The 20,000-nt window shown below is 43.4% G+C and carries 16 protein-coding genes, 3 tRNA genes, 2 rRNA genes, 1 other RNA gene and 1 other annotated feature (1 of these 23 only partly in view); of the genes, 5 read left to right on the top strand and 17 right to left on the bottom strand.

Annotation, left to right across the window (positions count from 1 at the left end):
- Window positions 1-13 precede the first annotated feature (13 nt).
- From FIU87_RS00155 to tadA, 6 genes are all read right to left on the bottom strand, one after another.
- Entirely contained in the window at window positions 14-226 is a 213-nt protein-coding gene (locus FIU87_RS00155; RefSeq protein WP_152442756.1) for a YaaL family protein, read from the bottom strand.
- Window positions 227-271: 45 nt separating this feature from the next.
- Complete coding sequence (gene recR / locus FIU87_RS00150) at window positions 272-868, bottom strand: recombination mediator RecR (protein WP_152442755.1); 597 nt, start codon at window positions 866-868, stop codon at window positions 272-274.
- 10 nt (window positions 869-878) lie between these two features.
- Window positions 879-1,205 (bottom strand): YbaB/EbfC family nucleoid-associated protein, encoded by a 327-nt coding sequence (locus tag FIU87_RS00145; RefSeq protein WP_148990353.1) that lies wholly within the window; start codon window positions 1,203-1,205, stop codon window positions 879-881.
- Between the two features lie 225 nt (window positions 1,206-1,430).
- Window positions 1,431-3,122: a DNA polymerase III subunit gamma/tau gene (gene dnaX, locus FIU87_RS00140; protein ID WP_152442754.1), complete on the bottom strand. Its 1,692-nt coding sequence runs from the start codon at window positions 3,120-3,122 to the stop codon at window positions 1,431-1,433.
- Between the two features lie 133 nt (window positions 3,123-3,255).
- An RNA gene (ffs, locus tag FIU87_RS00135) (signal recognition particle sRNA large type) lies at window positions 3,256-3,520 on the bottom strand.
- A gap of 98 nt (window positions 3,521-3,618) precedes the next feature.
- A complete protein-coding gene (tadA, locus tag FIU87_RS00130) occupies window positions 3,619-4,107 on the bottom strand; it encodes a tRNA adenosine(34) deaminase TadA (protein WP_152442753.1) in 489 nt (162 codons plus the stop codon).
- A 222-nt stretch (window positions 4,108-4,329) separates the two neighbouring features.
- Between tadA and FIU87_RS00125 the strand changes: the two genes are divergently transcribed.
- The 4 genes from FIU87_RS00125 to FIU87_RS00110 all read left to right on the top strand — a co-directional run bounded on the left by FIU87_RS00125 (window position 4,330) and on the right by FIU87_RS00110 (window position 7,746).
- Window positions 4,330-4,869: a cysteine hydrolase family protein gene (locus FIU87_RS00125; protein WP_152442752.1), complete on the top strand. Its 540-nt coding sequence runs from the start codon at window positions 4,330-4,332 to the stop codon at window positions 4,867-4,869.
- A 71-nt stretch (window positions 4,870-4,940) separates the two neighbouring features.
- Window positions 4,941-6,251, top strand: a complete 1,311-nt coding sequence (locus FIU87_RS00120) for a glycoside hydrolase family 18 protein (RefSeq protein ID WP_152442751.1) — start codon at window positions 4,941-4,943, stop codon at window positions 6,249-6,251.
- Window positions 6,252-6,439: 188 nt separating this feature from the next.
- Window positions 6,440-7,078: a deoxynucleoside kinase gene (locus tag FIU87_RS00115; RefSeq protein WP_152442750.1), complete on the top strand. Its 639-nt coding sequence runs from the start codon at window positions 6,440-6,442 to the stop codon at window positions 7,076-7,078.
- Window positions 7,078-7,746: a deoxynucleoside kinase gene (locus tag FIU87_RS00110; protein ID WP_152442749.1), complete on the top strand. Its 669-nt coding sequence runs from the start codon at window positions 7,078-7,080 to the stop codon at window positions 7,744-7,746. The genes FIU87_RS00115 and FIU87_RS00110 overlap by 1 nt, the downstream gene beginning before the upstream one ends.
- A 142-nt stretch (window positions 7,747-7,888) precedes the next feature.
- Here FIU87_RS00110 and FIU87_RS00105 read toward each other — a convergent pair.
- The 6 genes from FIU87_RS00105 to guaB form a co-directional block, all read right to left on the bottom strand.
- A tRNA-Ser gene (locus FIU87_RS00105) sits at window positions 7,889-7,981 on the bottom strand.
- Between the two features lie 96 nt (window positions 7,982-8,077).
- The gene (serS, locus tag FIU87_RS00100) at window positions 8,078-9,355 is read right to left on the bottom strand and encodes a serine--tRNA ligase (RefSeq protein ID WP_152442748.1); all 1,278 of its coding nucleotides are present in this window, start codon (window positions 9,353-9,355) and stop codon (window positions 8,078-8,080) included.
- Window positions 9,356-9,588: 233 nt separating this feature from the next.
- Window positions 9,589-9,822 (bottom strand) — a binding site (T-box leader).
- 76 nt (window positions 9,823-9,898) lie between these two features.
- Window positions 9,899-10,474 carry a pyridoxal 5'-phosphate synthase glutaminase subunit PdxT gene (gene pdxT, locus FIU87_RS00095; protein ID WP_152442747.1) on the bottom strand — a complete coding sequence of 192 codons (576 nt, stop codon included), beginning with the start codon at window positions 10,472-10,474 and terminating at the stop codon, window positions 9,899-9,901.
- A gap of 18 nt (window positions 10,475-10,492) precedes the next feature.
- A complete protein-coding gene (pdxS, locus tag FIU87_RS00090) occupies window positions 10,493-11,380 on the bottom strand; it encodes a pyridoxal 5'-phosphate synthase lyase subunit PdxS (protein ID WP_152442746.1) in 888 nt (295 codons plus the stop codon).
- 260 nt (window positions 11,381-11,640) lie between these two features.
- A complete protein-coding gene (locus tag FIU87_RS00085) occupies window positions 11,641-12,951 on the bottom strand; it encodes a D-alanyl-D-alanine carboxypeptidase family protein (RefSeq protein WP_301538663.1) in 1,311 nt (436 codons plus the stop codon).
- Between the two features lie 177 nt (window positions 12,952-13,128).
- Complete coding sequence (gene guaB / locus FIU87_RS00080) at window positions 13,129-14,595, bottom strand: IMP dehydrogenase (RefSeq protein WP_152442744.1); 1,467 nt, start codon at window positions 14,593-14,595, stop codon at window positions 13,129-13,131.
- Between the two features lie 141 nt (window positions 14,596-14,736).
- On the opposite strand from guaB, the gene FIU87_RS00075 reads away from it, so the two are divergent.
- On the top strand, window positions 14,737-15,708 hold the full coding sequence (locus tag FIU87_RS00075) for a YaaC family protein (protein ID WP_152446350.1): 972 nt from the start codon (window positions 14,737-14,739) through the stop codon (window positions 15,706-15,708).
- Between the two features lie 524 nt (window positions 15,709-16,232).
- Here FIU87_RS00075 and FIU87_RS00070 read toward each other — a convergent pair.
- From FIU87_RS00070 to FIU87_RS00050, 5 genes are all read right to left on the bottom strand, one after another.
- Window positions 16,233-16,547: a hypothetical protein gene (locus FIU87_RS00070; protein ID WP_152442743.1), complete on the bottom strand. Its 315-nt coding sequence runs from the start codon at window positions 16,545-16,547 to the stop codon at window positions 16,233-16,235.
- Between the two features lie 2 nt (window positions 16,548-16,549).
- A 5S ribosomal RNA gene (gene rrf / locus FIU87_RS00065) occupies window positions 16,550-16,666 on the bottom strand.
- Between the two features lie 123 nt (window positions 16,667-16,789).
- Window positions 16,790-19,723 (bottom strand): 23S ribosomal RNA (locus tag FIU87_RS00060).
- A 148-nt stretch (window positions 19,724-19,871) separates the two neighbouring features.
- Window positions 19,872-19,947, bottom strand: a tRNA-Ala gene (locus FIU87_RS00055).
- Window positions 19,948-19,969: 22 nt separating this feature from the next.
- Window positions 19,970-20,000, bottom strand: a tRNA-Ile gene (locus FIU87_RS00050); it runs 46 nt beyond the window's last position.

The raw sequence follows: 20,000 nt of genomic DNA, 5'->3' as shown, positions 1-20,000 counted from the left end.
GGGTTGCCCTTAGCTACTTTTTTATCGTACGTGTTCGAATTTCTCTTAATAAGAAAAGATATTTCGATTCTGCTACTTTTAATTGGCAGATAACTTCTTCTGAAGGATCGACACTTTTACTGACAAGATTTTTTTGTTTTGTCCATCGGTCCTTGCAGGCTTCTGTTGTTTCTATTAATTTTGCATCAAATTGTTTTTTTAATCGGTCTTTTTTACGAAAGAACATACGATGAGTTAACCTCTTTTCACGTTAAATCAAAACTTCCAATGTCTAAATTTCTCTTCTTCCTTCTAGGGCTTTGGACAACGTAACTTCATCGGCATATTCAAGGTCACCGCCAACAGGTAGTCCGTGAGCGATACGGGTCATTTTTATTCCTGAGGGCTTCAGTAAACGAGAGATATACATGGCAGTAGCTTCTCCCTCGATGTTTGGGTTGGTTGCAAGGATTAACTCTTGTACCTCATCGTCCTGGAGTCGTTTAATTAATTCAGGAATTTTAATATCCTCTGGTCCAATTCCATCCATAGGGGAAATAGCCCCGTGCAGGACGTGGTAAAGCCCGTTATAATCGCGCATTTTTTCCATGGCAATGACATCTTTTGTTTCTTGTACCACACAGATGACAGTGCGGTCTCTCCGTTGATCCTCACAAATATAGCATGGATCCTTGTCGGTGATATGTCCGCAAACCGAGCAGTATGAGAGGTTTCGCTTGGCATTCACTAGTGCCTTTGCGAAGTCGAGTACGGTATCTTCCTTCATATTAAGTACGAAAAAAGCCAGACGTGCGGCTGTTTTCGGGCCGATACCTGGCAATTTCATAAAGCTATCAATCAGCTTTGATATAGGCTCAGGATAGTGCATAAAGGTCCTCCTAGAAAAGTCCTGGCATGTTTAACCCTTTGGTGAATTGTCCCATTGTGTCATTTGTCAGTTCATCCATTTTTTTCAGAGCGTCATTTGTTGCAGCCAGTACTAAATCTTGTAGCATTTCAATATCTTCTGGGTCTACTACTTCTTCCTTGATGTTTACTTCGATGATTTCTTTTTGGCCATTTACAACAACAGTTACCATACCGCCACCAGCAGTACCTTCCATTGTTTTTTCAGCAAGCTCTTCCTGTGCTTTTGCCATATCCTTTTGCATTTTTTGCATTTGCTTCATCATCTTTTGCATGTTACCCATTCCGCCACCACGCATCATAATAAAACCCTCCAACTAGTTGTTTTTTATTTTCAAGCTATGTTAAACACCGCTGTTGATTTCCGCAAATGGCTCCGCGTCCGCGGGGCGATTTGTAAGCACCCTTGGGTTATCCGCCCTGTGGGGTTACAAGTCTTTCGCTTCATTCCTGAGAAGAGTCTCCGCCTTTGCTCCAATCAACAGCTAGAAACCTCATAAAATCACTTTTACCTTTAACAAAGCCTAGTCTTTTATTTCTATTAGATCAGGACCAACGAGTTTTTTGGCTTCTTCGATGAAAGGGTCTTCCTCTTCTTCGGCGCCAGCTTCATTGTCCTTTTGTCCACGAATGAACGATTCTCTAATGTGTTGCCATTCTTGTTCTGGAACGGCAAGCATATCAAATGATTTTCCGGTAAGCTCTAAAATAATTTGTTCGAGATTTTGTTTCACCGGCTCATCTGATGCCATTTTACAATGTATTTCATATTTAAACTTTAACACAAATGCCCCATTGGATGCAGCTACTGGCTCGCTATCTGTTAAAAGAGCTGCATGGGAAACCTTGTTTTGTTTTCTTAGCGTTTCAAGAAGCTGGGCCCAGCTATTCTTGATATTTTCTAAATCAGGTCGCGTTGCGTGCTTGAGGACTTCTTGGATTCGACCGGTTGCAGTCTTAAATCCGTTTCTTGCACCACCAGTAGATCGCGCCTGTGGCTTAGGTGCAGCTTGTGTGCTTTGTCCTCCTCCACCATTACCAGCAGCAAGCTCTTTTACTTTGTTTTCTAGCAAGGTAATTTTCTTTTGTAGAAGGTTTACCTGGTCTTGGTCAGCTGATTTTTGTGGTGAACTTTCTACCTGACACAGCTTTACCATTGCTACCTCCAGGAAAATTCGCGGGTGATTTGTCCACCGCATCTCCTGTTGGCTTTTATTTAAAATATCAATCGTTTCATAAATCGTTTCCGCAGGGATGGTTTCAGCAAAGTGCTTAAATGCTTCATCTACCTGGACTCGGTCAAGAATTTGCTCCAAATTGGGTGCTGTTTTGAACAACAACATATCCCTGTAGTAGAAAATTAAATCCTCCAAAAACCGTGCGGGATCTTTTCCTGATTGAAAAATCTGATGCAAAGAATCTAAGGCAAGCGCTACATTTTTCTCATCCAAGCCTCTTACAATTTCGGTCATGAAGCTCTGAGAAACCGAGCCTGTAATGGCAAGGGCGTCCTGAACAGTTAATTCACCGCTACTAAATGAAATAGCTTGATCCATCAAACTTAAGGCATCGCGCATTCCGCCTTCTGCCGCTCTTGCAATGACTGCTAATGCTTGAGGCTCTGCTTGTATTCCTTGCGCGTCTAAAACCGTACCTAACCTGCCAACAATCGATTCTCCTGTGATTCGTTTAAAATCAAAACGCTGACACCGTGAAATAATGGTTAGTGGTATTTTATGTGGCTCCGTTGTTGCAAGGATAAAAATGACATGCTTTGGCGGCTCCTCTAAGGTTTTGAGCAACGCATTAAAGGCCCCGATAGAGAGCATATGCACTTCATCAATTATGTATACTTTATACTTTACAGCACTTGGAGCGTATTTCACTTTATCGCGAATATCACGAATTTCATCAACACCATTATTAGATGCAGCGTCAATTTCCATGACATCTGAGATGGAGCCATCGGTAATTCCTTTGCATGCTGGACACTCATTGCATGGTTCTGCAACAGGTGCATGCTCACAGTTTACTGCTTTTGCAAGAATTTTCGCCGCACTTGTTTTTCCTGTTCCTCTTGGACCTGAGAACAAGTAGGCATGGGAAAACTTCTGTTGAAGCAGGGCGTTTTGTAAGGTTTTGGTTATATGTTCCTGACCGACAACATCAGCAAAGATTTGCGGCCTGAAAACACGATATAATGCTTGATATGCCACCAAATTGCCCTCCCTCTAAGTTTTCTCCTTCTATTATACCGTAAGCGTAACGTCAATTTCAATTTGTATTCCGAAGCAACAAAAAAACCCACCCAGAAAACTGGCGTGAGTTTTGACATGTTATTATTAACTGCCGTGCACCTTCCATCGATTAGTCACCATAAGCGTTACTTAAACAGTTAGCTCGACCCAGGCAACCCTGCGGCACATGAGAGAGTCCGCTTAATGCTGCTTCCTTCCGGACCTGACATGGTTCACGGGTTCCCATTGCGCAGGACCCAGGTGTCAACACCACTTATTTAAGGCAGACCCTACAGCCTACTAACCTCAGAAAGGAATTCAACCTCGCTAGAGCGGATTGCGAGTTCAGGGCACCGCTACCTCCCCGTCTAGCACGACAAAATGAAAACCATTATTCATGGTGCGTCGTTTGTGTGACGCATAATTAGTATAATCTCTTTGCCCAAAAATTGCAACCTTCCACTACTGTAAATTTTTAGGACTCTTGAATCGATTGCTGTTTTTGTTCTTTCTTTCTTTGACGAAGCTTACGGAAAAAATCCGACAGTAATTCGCCACACTCCTCTTCAAGAATGCCGCTACGTATTTCTGTACGATGATTAAAGCGCTCATCTTGCAAAAGATTCATCAGGGTACCAGCACATCCAGCCTTTGGATCCTTTGCTCCATAGACGACCTCTTTTACTCTCGATTGAATGATGGCCCCAGCGCACATCGGACATGGCTCAAGCGTCACATACAAGGTTGCCTCCTCTAAACGCCATGAGTTTAGACGTTTGCATGCTTCATCGATCACGAGAATTTCCGCATGAGTAATCGAGCGCTGCGTTGTTTCTCTTAGATTATGGCCACGTGCAATCACTTCCCCGTCCAACACAAGAACCGCACCAATAGGAACCTCTAACAGCTCCTCGGCTTTTTTCGCTTCTTTTATTGCCTCTTTCATGAAAAATTCATCCTGCATCCATGACGTTCCCTTCTTTTTTATAGCTGTATAAATAATGATGGATAATAAGTAGTTTCTAGCTGTAGATTGTGGGAAAAGGCACTGCCGCGGAGGCTCAAGGTTGCCCTGCGGAAAGCTTAGCCTTTTACGAAAATCAACAGAGGTATTTATATCCTTTAATCGTATTTATATTCTAGACCTCTTTTTCACACACTAACCACTGTGAGGTGAACCCTAGAAATGAATCAGACAGCATTACTTATTATTGATATTATCAATGATTTTCAATTTAAGCACGGAAATATGCTTGCTGAAAAGACCGAAGCCATCCTACCTAATATTGTAGCGTTGAAAAAACAAATGCGACGTCAAAACCTACCGATTATCTACATTAATGACCATTATAGCCTCTGGCAGGCAGACTATCTTAAGATTATCGAAAAATGCCGAAACTCACTTAGTGAAAACATCATTACTGAGCTAAGCCCTGATAACACAGATTATTTTTTGATAAAGCCAAAGCACTCTGCCTTTTATGGAACAGCCCTAAACACCCTGCTAGCACATTTGAAAATAAAAAAACTGATTCTAACAGGAATTGCCGGGAACATTTGTGTCCTCTTTACAGCAAATGACGCTTACATGCGAGAATATCAACTAATTGTTCCGAAGGATGCCATCGCCTCCGCTGATCACAATGACAATGAATATGCACTAACCATGATGGAGAATGTGTTAAAGGCTGAAGTTAAGAAAACAGCAAACTTTCTCCTACATTAAGCACTACAATTGCATGATTCCTCCTAACCACTCATACATTGATAAAGGATACTTATGAGGAGGGACGAACTATGCAAATACATGTAGTGCGAGAGGGCCAGAACCTTAGCGGGATTGCTCAGGCGTATTCCACGACACCTGCTGAAATTATAGAAGCAAATGATCTGCCAAATCCAGACCGGCTAGTGGTCGGGCAAGCACTCGTTATCCCAATTGTGGGACGTTTTTATTTCGTGCAGCAAGGAGATTCGATTTTTTCTATTGCCAGAAGGTTTAATACCACGCCACAAAGACTGATTGAGATCAATCAATTGAACCCAAATGCCCCTCTTCGTGTGGGGCTACGCCTCTATATACCACCTGATTCAAAACGGGAGGCAGAAATCAACGCCTATGTAGAGCCACGCGGAGAGTCCGTGTCACAAGAGCTTCAATCAAGTTCAAGAAATGCGGCCCCTTATCTGACCTATCTCGCTCCATTTAGTTTTCAGGTACTGCGGGATGGTTCCTTAAAAGAGCCGCCACTGACCAATCTTCCGCAAATTGCAGCAGCAGAAAATGTCACGCTGATGATGGTGCTTACCAATCTCGAAGAAGACGGCTTTAGCGATGAGCTTGGTAGAATTATCTTGAATGACATGAACGTGCAAAACAAATTTTTAAATAATATCGTCACAACCGCAAAAAAATATAATTTCAGAGATATCCATTTTGATTTTGAATACTTACGTCCAGCAGACAAAGAGGCCTATAACCGCTTCTTACGAAAAGCTCGCGATCGATTCAAGCAAGAAGGCTGGCTCATTTCCACAGCCCTTGCCCCAAAAACGAAGGCAGACCAAAAAGGAAAATGGTATGAAGCCCATGATTACAAGGCGCACGGGGAAATAGTCGATTTTGTTGTCATTATGACGTATGAATGGGGCTATAGCGGGGGTCCTCCGATGGCCGTCAGCCCGATTGGCCCAGTCAGGGAAGTACTAGAATATGCGATTACAGAAATGCCAAGCGAAAAAATTATGATGGGTCAAAACCTCTATGGCTACGACTGGACCCTTCCTTTTAAGCCTGGTGGAGAATTTGCTAAAGCAATTAGTCCACAGGCGGCAATCGAACTTGCAGCCGATAACAATGTTGCGATTCTATACGATACAAAGGCTCAAGCTCCCCACTTTAACTACCAAAAAGAAGGAAAAGAACATGAGGTGTGGTTTGAGGATGCCCGCTCCATTCAGGCAAAGTTTGACCTGATCAAAGAACTCAACTTACGAGGCATCAGCTATTGGAAGCTTGGGCTTCCTTTTCCGCAAAACTGGTTATTAATTACCGATAATTTTAATGTCGTGAAAAACCCAACGGAACGACAATACTATATGTATTAATTCTAAATTAGTCCGTGAAACCAGTGCATGTAAGAGTAAGCACTGGTTTTATTGTGTATACTTAGCTTCAAACTACAGATAATTCCTTTTCAAAAATTCCTCCACTATCCACCCCATATCTATGATAGAATGATAAATGTCTGTCTAAATATTGATATATGTACATGTTTATTAAAGGGGGCATTTTGGTGCACGCAACACCATTTATAACAGTAGAAGGACCGATTGGTGTTGGAAAAACCTCGCTTGCGAAAAGAATTGCAGAGGCATTCCAATATCAGTTATTAAAAGAAATTGTCGATGAAAATCCTTTCCTAGGAAAATTCTACGAAAACATTGATGAGTGGAGTTTTCAAACGGAGATGTTTTTTCTTTGTAATAGATACAAGCAGCTAGAGGACATTGATCACCAGCACCTACAGAAAAATACACCTGTTGTTGCAGATTACCACATCTTAAAAAACCTCATATTCGCGAAAAGAACACTAAAGGACAAGCAATACGAAAAATACATGCAAATCTATGATATCCTGACCTCTGATATGCCAAGACCAAATGTCATTATTTATTTGCATGCTAGTCTGGATACCTTATTAGCGAGAATAGAGAAACGCGGCCGTGATATTGAGAAAAAAATAGATCCTCTTTACCTTCAGCAGCTCAGCCTTGATTATGATGCGGAGATGGACCGTTTAGAAGAGCAATATCCTTCTTTACCAATCCTGCGTTTTAACGGGGACAATTGTGACTTTGTGAACCGAGAAGAAGACCTTGAACGGATTTTCCAAGCTTTAAAAGATACCTTGCAAAAAGGAGTAAACGTCTAATGAACTTACGCCAAAAATACGGCATCCCATCCAATGCAGTGATAACCATTGCAGGAACGGTAGGAGTCGGTAAATCAACGATGACAAACGCCCTGGCAAATGCCCTTGGCTTTCGTACATCCTTTGAAAAAGTAGACACCAATCCATACTTAGATAAATTTTATGCTGATTTTGAGAGATGGAGCTTTCATTTACAAATATACTTTTTAGCCGAGCGCTTTAAGGATCAAAAGAAGATTTTTGAATATGGCGGTGGCTTTATTCAAGACCGCTCTATTTATGAGGACACTGGCATCTTTGCCAATATGCATTATGAAAAGGGAACCATGACACAAGTCGATTATGATACGTATACTAGCCTGTTTGAAGCAATGGTCATGACACCTTACTTCCCGCATCCTGACTTGCTTATCTACCTAGAAGGAAGCCTAGATGATATTTTATCCCGCATTCAGGAACGAGGCAGACCGATGGAACAGCAAACGCCCGTTTCTTACTGGGAGGAAATGCATGAGCGTTATGAAAAATGGATTAACAATTTTCACGCATGTCCCGTGTTACGCTTGAACATCAATGAATATGATGTAGTGAAAGACCAAAACTCCATGGAACCGATTATTGAAAAAGTATCTCATCATATGAAGCAGTCTCAACTGCTAAAAAAATAAGCCGCCCTCCATGGGCGGCTTATTTATTGTCAATCGTGCGTCGCTTCACTATGACAATAAAAAATCCGTTACAATTCTCCATAATGTAACGAACATACTCCAGTTTATGCGCTATAGGTAAAATACCTGTTTTAAAAATCAATGGCGGAGGAAGAGGGATTCGAACCCCCGCGGGCTTTAACACCCCTGTCGGTTTTCAAGACCGATCCCTTCAGCCGGACTTGGGTATTCCTCCGTATCGACAAAATGTAATATATCATATTTTAAAAAAGGATGTCAAACATATAATGAAAAAAGAATAGAGATTTTCACCTCTATTCTTTTTTGTTCACTATTTAGTCAAAATTTCTTTGCCACCCATATATGGACGTAACACTTCAGGAATCACCACTGTTCCGTCTTCTTGCTGGTAATTTTCAATAATAGCTGCCACTGTCCGTCCAATCGCAAGACCAGATCCATTCAATGTATGCACATGCTCTGGTTTGCCTTTTGGTTCACGACGGAAGCGAATATTTGCGCGACGTGCCTGGAAGCTCTCAAAATTACTGCAAGAAGAAATCTCACGGTACGTCTCCTGACTTGGAATCCATACCTCCACATCATATTTCTTCGCTGCTGTAAAGCCAAGGTCCGCTGTACACATACTCATGACACGGTAAGGAAGTCCTAATAACTGTAATACTTTTTCTGCATTTCCAGTTAATTTTTCCAATTCCTCATAAGACTCTTCCGGCTTAACAAATTTCACTAGCTCTACCTTGTTAAATTGATGCTGGCGAATTAACCCTCTCGTATCACGACCAGCAGAGCCAGCCTCAGAGCGGAAGCACGCACTAAATGCAGCATAATTGATAGGTAGTTGTTCTCCTGTTAAGATTTCATCACGGTGCATGTTCGTAATTGGTACCTCAGACGTTGGAACAAGGAAAAAGTCTTCCTTCTCAATTAAAAATGCATCCTCTTCAAACTTAGGAAGCTGACCAGTACCCGTCATACTTGTTCTGTTCACAAGATATGGAGGCATTACTTCTGTATAGCCATGCTCATCTACATGTAAGTCCAGCATAAAGTTAAACAATGCCCGCTCTAGTCTAGCACCTAATCCACGATAAAAAACAAAACGACTGCCTGTTACTTTTCCTGCACGCTCAAAATCAAGAATGCCAAGCTCATCCGCGATATCCCAATGCGCTTTAACCTCAAAGTGGAAGCTTGGTGTTTCGCCCCACTTACGAACCTCCACATTGTCGTCCTCTGTTTCGCCAACCGGAACACTTTCATGCGGGATGTTTGGAATAGATAATAACAAGTGCTCTAGCGTCTCTTCTACCTCACGAAGCGCTACATCTAATTCCTTTACCTTGTCTCCCACTTCGCGCATTTCTTTGATAAGATGATCGGCATCTTGTTTTTCACGTTTCATGAGAGCGATTTGTTGAGATACTTCGTTACGTTTGCTTTTTAGCTGTTCTGTTTCAACGAGCAGCTCTCTTCTTTTTACATCTAGTTCCTCAAAGCGGTCTAAGTCCGTTAAGTCCTCTCCTCGATGCTGAAGTTTCCCTTTTATTTCTTCAAAATTGGCACGCAGTAATTTTAAATCTAACATGCTTCATTCCTCCTTAATAAATTTTCTGTTATAGAAGAGTGGGTTATGGAGATGTTTCTAGCTGCTGATTGGAGCAAAGGCGAAGACTCCTGCGGGAATAGAGCGACAATCTTGAGACCCCACAGGCGAAGCCGAGGAGGCTCAAGGTCGCCCCGCGGAAAGCGAAGCCATTTGCGGAAATCAACAGCGGTGTTTAAAAGGGGCATAAAAATATAAAAAACTCCCGTCCCCTAAATAGGGACGAGAGTTTAGATACCCGTGTTGCCACCCTTGTTGAAAAAGACAGTTGTCTTTTCCCACTTCATTCGATAACGGTAATAATCTTACCGATTTGGCTTACTATGCATGAATGCAATTCGGCCAAGTGCTCAAGGATGGATTCATAAGCCTGATACGTCGGTTTTCACCAGCCACCGACTCTCTACAGTATCAACATGCTTATTACTAGTTCCTGTCTACGCTTTAGCAATATTTACAATTAAAGTTATTGTACATTAATCTACTACAAGTCTCTCTTACTTGCAATAGTTTTATTCACTAAATTTATTTAGACTCTTTCACCATATTCACAAAATATTGGGTAATACGGTGGTCATCTGTTAGTTCTGGGTGGAAAGAGCAGCCAAGAAATTGACCTTGTCTAGCAGCAACGATACGACCATTATGCTTGCACAGCACTTCTACATCCTCGCCAACTTCGACAATATGCGGCGCACGAATGAAGACTCCGACAAAATCTTCAGCAACACCAGCAATGGCTAATTCCGCTTCAAAGCTGTCCACCTGACGCCCAAAGGAATTTCGCTCTACTTTTGCATCCATGAACGCTAGATGTGGCTCATCGTAGCCGACTATTTCATTAGCGATCAAAATAAGTCCAGCACATGTGCCAAATACAGGCTTCCCGCTTGCACCGAATGCTTTTAGCGGCTCCATAAATGAGTACTTGTCAATGAGGCGTCTCATGGTTGTGCTTTCCCCGCCAGGAATAATCAGCCCATCAATTTCTGCGAGTTGCTCTGTTTTTTTTACAACAATGGCTTCTGCTCCAGATGCTTCAATGGACCTAACATGTTCCCGAACTGCACCTTGAAGTCCCAAGACTCCAACTTTTACCATATGTGAAAACTCCTTTACTTACCAGCCACGCTCTTGCATGCGGTTTTCAGGTAATAATGTTGAAATTTCAATTCCTTTCATCGCAGATCCAAGACCTTTAGAAAGGCTTGCAATTAACTCATAATCTTGGTAATGAGTAGTTGCTTCTACGATTGCACGAGCAAATTTTGCAGGATTGTCAGATTTAAAGATACCAGATCCAACGAATACTCCATCCGCTCCTAATTGCATCATTAACGCTGCATCGGCTGGCGTTGCAACACCGCCTGCTGCAAAGTTAACAACAGGTAGACGGCCAAGACGCTTGATTTCTAACAATAGCTCAAATGGCGCACCTAGTAATTTTGCTTCCGTCATTAGCTCATCTTCGTTCATTCCAACTACTTTACGCACTTGTGCATTAACTTTACGGATGTGACGAACCGCTTCTACAATGTTACCTGTACCAGGCTCACCTTTTGTACGTAACATAGATGCACCTTCGCCAATACGGCGCGCAGCTTCGCCAAGATCACGGCAACCGCATACAAATGGAACCGTATATTGACGCTTGTCTAAGTGATACTCTTCATCTGCAGGCGTTAATACTTCACTCTCATCAATGTAGTCGACACCCATAGCTTCTAATAAACGTGCTTCCACAATGTGACCGATACGAGCTTTCGCCATTACTGGAATCGAAACAGCTCCCATAACATCTTCCACAATTGTTGGGTCCGCCATACGAGCAACTCCACCAGCTGCACGAATATCAGCAGGAACACGCTCTAATGCCATTACTGCTACAGCACCAGCTTCTTCTGCGATTTTCGCTTGCTCTGCATTGACAACGTCCATGATGACGCCGCCTTTTTGCATTTCTGCCATTCCACGTTTTACACGATCCGTACCTGTTTGATGTGCCATCGAATAGTCCCCCTATATGTAAAATATACTTCCTCATTAAATGGAGCTTGTCCATATCATTTACTAACACGCTCTTTATTTTACCTTAAATTTTCGAAAAATCCTAATAAAAAATCGAAAGCTTTCCTTGCCACTATTTAGAAAGATTCGGCTTTTCTAGTATTTCCCTCGAAAGAGATAATACTCTAAGCACAGATAGACAAAATGCCCGAAAGTTCCTATAAAACTAGGAGCTTTCAAGCATTGTCTACATTAGGATATTAAAACCAGCCTTTTACGGTACTGGATACGGTTGACCATAAATCACTGAAGAAGCCACCAATGGCACGCATGGATAATACAAACCAATTTGCTTTTTCCACACCTTCTGTTGTCACCAGTTCCGCCTTAGGTCCTTGCTGATTCTCAAACAAATACCCTTCATCTTGGCCTTCACCTGTATATTTTACTGTCATATGCCCCACTTTCGTTCCTTCTTCAAATGGAGCAGTAATTTCCTCTTCTGATACTACCTTGTCATCAAAAACATAAAGCGGCTCAAAGCTTTCTTCCTCTCCGCGCTTTACAAGAGTCTTTAATGGCTCTTTTGTTTCAATTTCTACGCTTTTCTCTTTCCCTTTTACTACCTTCAGATTAGATTCCTTATCTATCTGGTAGTTAGCGGGATAGATTTCTTTTAAAGAAAAATTAGCAAAGCCGTAGTCAAATAATTTTCTTGTTTCTGCAAATCTTGCGGTATCCTGTGGTTGCCCATCTGCATTTCTTGCATCCATCACCACAGAAATGAGTCTCATGCCATCTTTTTCAATCGTTCCGGTAAAAGAGTACCCAGCAAAATCAGTAAAACCTGTTTTCAATCCGTCTACTCCTTCATACTCAGAAATCAAACCAGGCAACATCCAGTTCCAGTTGCTCATATTGATTTGATCATCTGTCCCTTCACGGAACACTTTCTTAGGAATGCTTGCTGTGTCCAAAATTTCCGGGAAATCATTCAATAAGTGATAAGCAAGCTTTGCAGTTGCACGGGCAGACATAACATTTTCCTCATCTGCTCCTGTACCTTCCGGATGCATACCATAAAGGTCAGCGTTATTCAAACCAGTAGAGTTAACAAACTTATAATCTTCTAATCCTAACTCTTTCGCTTTTTCATTCATCATTTTCACAAATTCAGATTCGGTCCCTGCTACCATTTCTGCTAGTGCAATCGTCGCACCGTTTGCAGAATAAATTGCCATTGCTTCGTAAAGCTCCTGCACATTGTATGTACCGTCTCTGCGAAGAGGAACATTGGATAGACTGCGATCATGAGAAATCGTCCATACATACTCATTCACATTGTACTCATCCTGAGGTGTAAGCTTTCCTTCACTTATCGCTTCTAGAATCAAGTATTCTGTCATCATTTTTGTCATGCTGGCAATGCCAAGTACGGAATCAATATTCTTTTGGTAAATAATTTTCCCTGTGCTTTGCTCAAGAAGCAAGGCAGCCTCTGCATTTATATCTAAATGAGGATTATTACCCTCCGCTTTGACATCTTGTATCGAAAAAACAGTCGTTAACAGTGCAATGGTTAGTAAACTAGCAATCACTCGTTGAAAATAATTCTTTGTCACAATTCTAGACCCTCCACATAATTTTTCACATAGTGGTTATTTTAACACACAATCTCCAAAAAAAATAGACAGAGAAAGACTACTTCTTTCTCTGTCCGTATCTATGACCTTCCACCTATAACACTGTTAGGAAATGGAATAGTTCGGTGATTCTTTTGTAATTTGCACATCATGCGGATGGCTTTCTCGAAGGCCTGCACCTGTCATACGAACAAATTGTGCCTGCTCTCTTAATTCTTCTAAGTCTTTCGTGCCACAATAACCCATACCAGAACGTAGTCCACCAACTAGCTGGTAAATAGTGTCTGCAACCGGACCTTTGTAGGCAATTCTTCCTTCAATTCCCTCTGGAACAAACTTTTTGTTGTCTTCTTGGAAATAACGATCCTTACTTCCTTTTTCCATCGCACCAACAGATCCCATTCCGCGATACACTTTAAAGCGTCTACCTTGGAAAATTTCTGTTTCTCCAGGGCTCTCAGAAGTTCCTCCTAGCATACTACCAAGCATAACAGCATGTCCACCAGCCGCAAGTGCCTTCACAATATCACCGGAGTACTTAATTCCACCATCGGCAATAATAGAAACACCAAGCTTTCTCGCCTCGGTCGCACAATCATATACTGCTGTTATTTGAGGAACACCAACGCCAGCAACTACCCGCGTTGTACAAATCGATCCAGGTCCGATACCAACCTTCACAACATTGGCACCTGCTTCTACTAGGTCACGCGTTGCTTCCGCCGTTGCCACATTACCTGCAATGATATTAAGGGCTGGGTATTGGGAACGGATATTCTTCACCGTATCCAATACGCCTTGAGAATGCCCATGAGCCGTATCTACTACAATGGCATCGACACCTTTTTGCACTAATTTTTCCACTCGTAACATCGTATCACCGGTTACACCAACCGCAGCTCCGACAAGCAAGCGACCTTGAGAATCCTTAGCCGAATGAGGGAACTCAATCACCTTTTCGATATCCTTAATAGTAATTAATCCTTTTAATATACCCGCATCATCTACAAGGGGGAGTTTTTCAATTTTATATTTTTGTAAAATGCTTTCTGCTTCCTGCAACGTAGTTCCAACAGAAGCTGTAACTAAATTTTCTTTTGTCATGACATCGGAAATTAGAATGGAAAAATCCTGAATAAATCGCAAATCACGGTTCGTCAAAATACCAACAAGCTTTTGCTCCTCCTGGTTATTCACAATTGGAACACCAGAGATTCGGTACTTGCCCATCAAATGCTCTGCATCAAAAACCTGATGCTCAGGGGTTAGGAAAAATGGATCTGTTATGACTCCTCTTTCCGAGCGCTTTACCTTGTCCACTTGTTCAGCCTGCTGCTCAATGGACATGTTCTTATGAATAACACCAAATCCACCCTGACGAGCCATCGCAATAGCCATCTCAGCCTCTGTAACAGTATCCATTCCAGCACTGATAATTGGAACATTTAGCTGTAAGGAATCTGTAAGCTTCACCTTCAAATCCACATCTCTTGGTAAAACCTCAGATCTAGCTGGCACTAAAAGTACATCATCAAACGTTAAGCCTTCTTTTGCAAATTTATTTTCCCACATGACAAAATTTTCCCCCTTCATAGACTCATTAATATTTATAGTAGAGTATCAACTGGACAAAATACTGTCAAGAACAGAAAAATAAGTTTATTTTTTCAAATTATTCAAACTATAAGCCAAATGAGCAAGGACGTGGATTCCATGACAACACCATATCTCCAATTGTTTTACCCATTTTGCTCTGCCGACACTGCACAACGTTTGTTAAAAAAAAGCTATCAGCATCAAAATATAGAGCTTGCTGAACAAAAAAGCTATAACAATGCCTACAGCTTTATATATTATATCGAACACGGCCTTGCCTATTTACAACAAGCTAGCCTTACCCCCACCTCCATAAAACCTGTCCTGCTTTTCTATGGAATGGTGCAATTAATAAAAGCTTGTTTACTCACCGTTGATCCAGCCTATCCAGAATCAACGAGTGTGCTCGCTCACGGCGTATCTACCCGAAAAAGAAAAAAACAAAGCTATGAATTCATCCAAGACGAAGTAAAAATCCAAAAAAACGGACTTTATTCGCACTTTAGCGACAAGATGTTCCATGTGAAACAAACAGAAGGCACCAAATACACCATGAAGGAATTGCTTTTTTCCATTCCAGAATTAGAAACCACCATTAAAACGACAAAAAACAGGTCACCCTTTTATCAAATCGGTAATTTGCATACCCCTTTCCTAAAAGTACCAGTATCCATCCTGGATGACTATAAAATGACACAATCACGTTTTGTTCAGTATTTCCAACAACAAACCGGTTATGAATTGAAAGAATCGGATTCTGAGCTCCTTACTTTTGAATGTAAGGAAGACCTTGCGAATTCCCTTAGCTTTTCGCCGTTATTATTTCATCACCAGTCTCAGAACCTATACATCCCGAGAAAAAAAGAAGTCCTTACTCCTTTTCCAGAGTTACTGGTACATTATCTTCTTCTTTACAATCTTAGTATGATTTGTCGATATGAGACTGATTGGTGGAGCGAGCTTCTTCATACCTTTCACAGCAGTGACCTTGCTCTTATTCATGATTTCTTGGATGTGACCTCATCCAAAATTCCTTTCTACATTCATCGCTATCTGGTTCATGTGTTTGGGCTGGGTGGAGTGGAGTAAGGGTGTTGGGGAATGAAGGGGGGTTGGGACGGACTGGGGGCATAGAATGGGCGGCTGAGATGGCGGCGTAGATACGAGTGGATCGGTGCTGTTTTGGTTGCTTGACCTATTTTTACGGGGCGAATGCTTTTTTGTGTCGTCCAGACTAGCTGCTCGACCTATTTTTACGAGTGCTGACCATTTTTGTGTCGTCCACCACCTCTGCTCGACTTATTTTTACGAGTGCTACTCATTTTTGCGTCATCCAGCACCTTTGCTCGACCTAGTCTTACGAATGCTACTCATTTTTGTGTCGTCCACCACCTCTGCTCGACCTATTTTTACGAGTGCCACTCATTTTTGTGTCGTCCACTACCTCTGCTCGACTTATTTTTACGAGTGCTACTCATTTTTGTGTCGTCCACTACCTCTGCTCGACTTATTTTTACGAGTGCTACTCATTTTTGTGTCGTCCACCACCTCTGCTCGACCTATTTTTATCAGCTCATTTCGTTTTTCGGTCGTCCAATCGAGAAAATTTGTGACTAAAATAGGATCGGCATCAACTCGGGGCTTTTTGGCATGAACTCGACCAATTTTGGCACGAACTCGGACCGTTTCGGCATCAACTTGCCTGGTTTTGGCACGAACTTTTGAAGAAAATCATTTTGATTACCTTTTTTGTAATACAAAACTAAATTCCAAGCATTTTTTCCACGCAATGTCTCACCAGCCAATCTTGGCCATCTAACCAAAATAATCACCCCAAAACCCGTCTCTTCATCAAAAATAAGCAATTTTTTCTTTTGAAAAACACAAAAAAACCAGCGCCTACTCACATAAGCACTGATTCCTCTCATTTGCCTGGCAACGTCCTACTCTCACAGGGGGACAGCCCCCAACTACCATCGGCGCTGAAGAGCTTAACTTCCGTGTTCGGTATGGGAACGGGTGTGACCTCTTCGCTATCGCCACCAGACAAATTATATTATACGGTTTTTCAAAGGAAAATCAAGCTATTTTTCAAGCTTTATTGTTCCTTCAAAACTAGATAATGTGTTCATATCAAGACATTCATATCGTGTCATCATGTAAATCATATTGGGTTAAGTCCTCGATCGATTAGTATTCGTCAGCTGCACGTGTCGCCACGCTTCCACCTCGAACCTATCTACCTGATCATCTTTCAGGGATCTTACTTACCGAAGTAAAAGGAAATCTCATCTTGAGGGGGGCTTCATGCTTAGATGCTTTCAGCACTTATCCCGTCCGCACGTAGCTACCCAGCTATGCCTTTGGCAAGACAACTGGTACACCAGCGGTGCGTCCATCCCGGTCCTCTCGTACTAAGGACAGCTCCTCTCAAATTTCCTGCGCCCACGACGGATAGGGACCGAACTGTCTCACGACGTTCTGAACCCAGCTCGCGTACCGCTTTAATGGGCGAACAGCCCAACCCTTGGGACCGACTACAGCCCCAGGATGCGATGAGCCGACATCGAGGTGCCAAACCTCCCCGTCGATGTGGACTCTTGGGGGAGATAAGCCTGTTATCCCCGGGGTAGCTTTTATCCGTTGAGCGATGGCCCTTCCATGCGGAACCACCGGATCACTAAGCCCGACTTTCGTCCCTGCTCGACTTGTAGGTCTCGCAGTCAAGCTCCCTTGTGCCTTTACACTCTGCGAATGATTTCCAACCATTCTGAGGGAACCTTTGGGCGCCTCCGTTACTCTTTAGGAGGCGACCGCCCCAGTCAAACTGCCCACCTGACACTGTCTCCCAGCCCGATAAGGGCTGCGGGTTAGAATTTCAATACAGCCAGGGTAGTATCCCACCGACGCCTCCACCGAAGCTAGCGCTCCGGCTTCCAAGGCTCCTACCTATCCTGTACAAGCTGTACCAAAATTCAATATCAGGCTACAGTAAAGCTCCACGGGGTCTTTCCGTCCTGTCGCGGGTAACCTGCATCTTCACAGGTACTATAATTTCACCGAGTCTCTGGTTGAGACAGTGCCCAGATCGTTACGCCTTTCGTGCGGGTCGGAACTTACCCGACAAGGAATTTCGCTACCTTAGGACCGTTATAGTTACGGCCGCCGTTTACTGGGGCTTCGGTTCAAAGCTTCGCTTGCGCTAACCTCTCCCCTTAACCTTCCAGCACCGGGCAGGCGTCAGCCCCTATACTTCGCCTTACGGCTTCGCAGAGACCTGTGTTTTTGCTAAACAGTCGCCTGGGCCTATTCACTGCGGCTCTCTCGGGCTTTAACACCCTAACAGAGCACCCCTTCTCCCGAAGTTACGGGGTCATTTTGCCGAGTTCCTTAACCAGAGTTCTCTCGCTCACCTTAGGATTCTCTCCTCGCCTACCTGTGTCGGTTTGCGGTACGGGCACCTCACTCCTCGCTAGAGGCTTTTCTTGGCAGTGTGAAATCAGGAACTTCGGTACTATATTTCCCTCGCTATCACAGCTCAGCCTTATAGGAGAAGCGGATTTGCCTACTTCTCAGCCTTACTGCTTAGACGCGCATATCCAACAGCGCGCTTACCCTATCCTTCTGCGTCCCCCCGTTGCTCAAACGGAGTGGAGGTGGTACAGGAATATCAACCTGTTATCCATCGCCTACGCCTTTCGGCCTCGGCTTAGGTCCCGACTAACCCTGAGCGGACGAGCCTTCCTCAGGAAACCTTAGGCATTCGGTGGAAGGGATTCTCACCCTTCTTTCGCTACTCATACCGGCATTCTCACTTCTAAGCGCTCCACCAGTCCTTCCGGTCTAGCTTCAACGCCCTTAGAACGCTCTCCTACCACTGTTCGTAAGAACAGTCCGCAGCTTCGGTGATACGTTTAGCCCCGGTACATTTTCGGCGCAGAGTCACTCGACCAGTGAGCTATTACGCACTCTTTAAATGGTGGCTGCTTCTAAGCCAACATCCTGGTTGTCTAAGCAACTCCACATCCTTTTCCACTTAACGTATACTTGGGGACCTTAGCTGGCGGTCTGGGCTGTTTCCCTCTTGACTACGGATCTTATCACTCGCAGTCTGACTCCCATGGATAAGTCTTTGGCATTCGGAGTTTGACTGAATTCGGTAATCCGATGAGGACCCCTAGTCCAATCAGTGCTCTACCTCCAAGACTCTTACTACATGAGGCTAGCCCTAAAGCTATTTCGGAGAGAACCAGCTATCTCCAGGTTCGATTGGCATTTCACCCCTACCCACACCTCATCCGCTCACTTTTCAACGTGAGTCGGTTCGGGCCTCCATTCAGTGTTACCTGAACTTCACCCTGGACATGGGTAGATCACCTGGTTTCGGGTCTACGACCACGTACTCATGCGCCCTATTCAGACTCGCTTTCGCTACGGCTCCGTCTCTTCGACTTAACCTTGCACGGGATCGTAACTCGCCGGTTCATTCTACAAAAGGCACGCTATCACCCATTAACGGGCTCTAACTACTTGTAGGCACACGGTTTCAGGATCTATTTCACTCCCCTTCCGGGGTGCTTTTCACCTTTCCCTCACGGTACTGGTTCACTATCGGTCACTAGGGAGTATTTAGCCTTGGGAGATGGTCCTCCCTGCTTCCGACGGGATTTCTCGTGTCCCGCCGTACTCAGGATCCACTCAGGAGGGAACGAAGTTTCAACTACAGGGTTTTTACCTTCTATGACGGACCTTTCCAGGTCGCTTCATCTACCCCGTTCCTTTGTAACTCCATGTTGAGTGTCCTACAACCCCAAGAGGCAAGCCTCTTGGTTTGGGCTAATTCCGTTTCGCTCGCCGCTACTCAGGAAATCGCGTTTGCTTTCTCTTCCTCCGGGTACTAAGATGTTTCAGTTCCCCGGGTCTGCCTTCCATACCCTATGTATTCAGATAAGGATACTGCTCCATTACGAGCAGTGGGTTTCCCCATTCGGAAATCTCCGGATCAACGCTTACTTACAGCTCCCCGAAGCATATCGGTGTTAGTCCCGTCCTTCATCGGCTCCTAGTGCCAAGGCATCCACCGTGCGCCCTTAATAACTTAACCTCAGACCAAACGGTCTTGTGTCGATATCAGCGATGATATCTATTAGAAAATTACTAAGATGAACGATATTTTGTGAATATCTTGATATTAGTTACATTATCTAGTTTTCAAAGAACAAACTGTTATTCTCACGAGGTGAAAATAATCTTGGTGGAGCCTAGCGGGATCGAACCGCTGACCTCCTGCGTGCAAAGCAGGCGCTCTCCCAGCTGAGCTAAGGCCCCAAATATGTGATTAATTAAAAAATGGTGGGCCTAAGTGGACTCGAACCACCGAC

The sequence above is a fragment of the Bacillus sp. THAF10 genome, assembly GCF_009363695.1.
GTDB lineage: Bacteria > Bacillota > Bacilli > Bacillales > Bacillaceae_I > Sutcliffiella_A.
The sequence above is the reverse complement of the archived record's forward strand: the minus strand, read 5'-3'. Positions and strand labels throughout refer to the sequence as shown.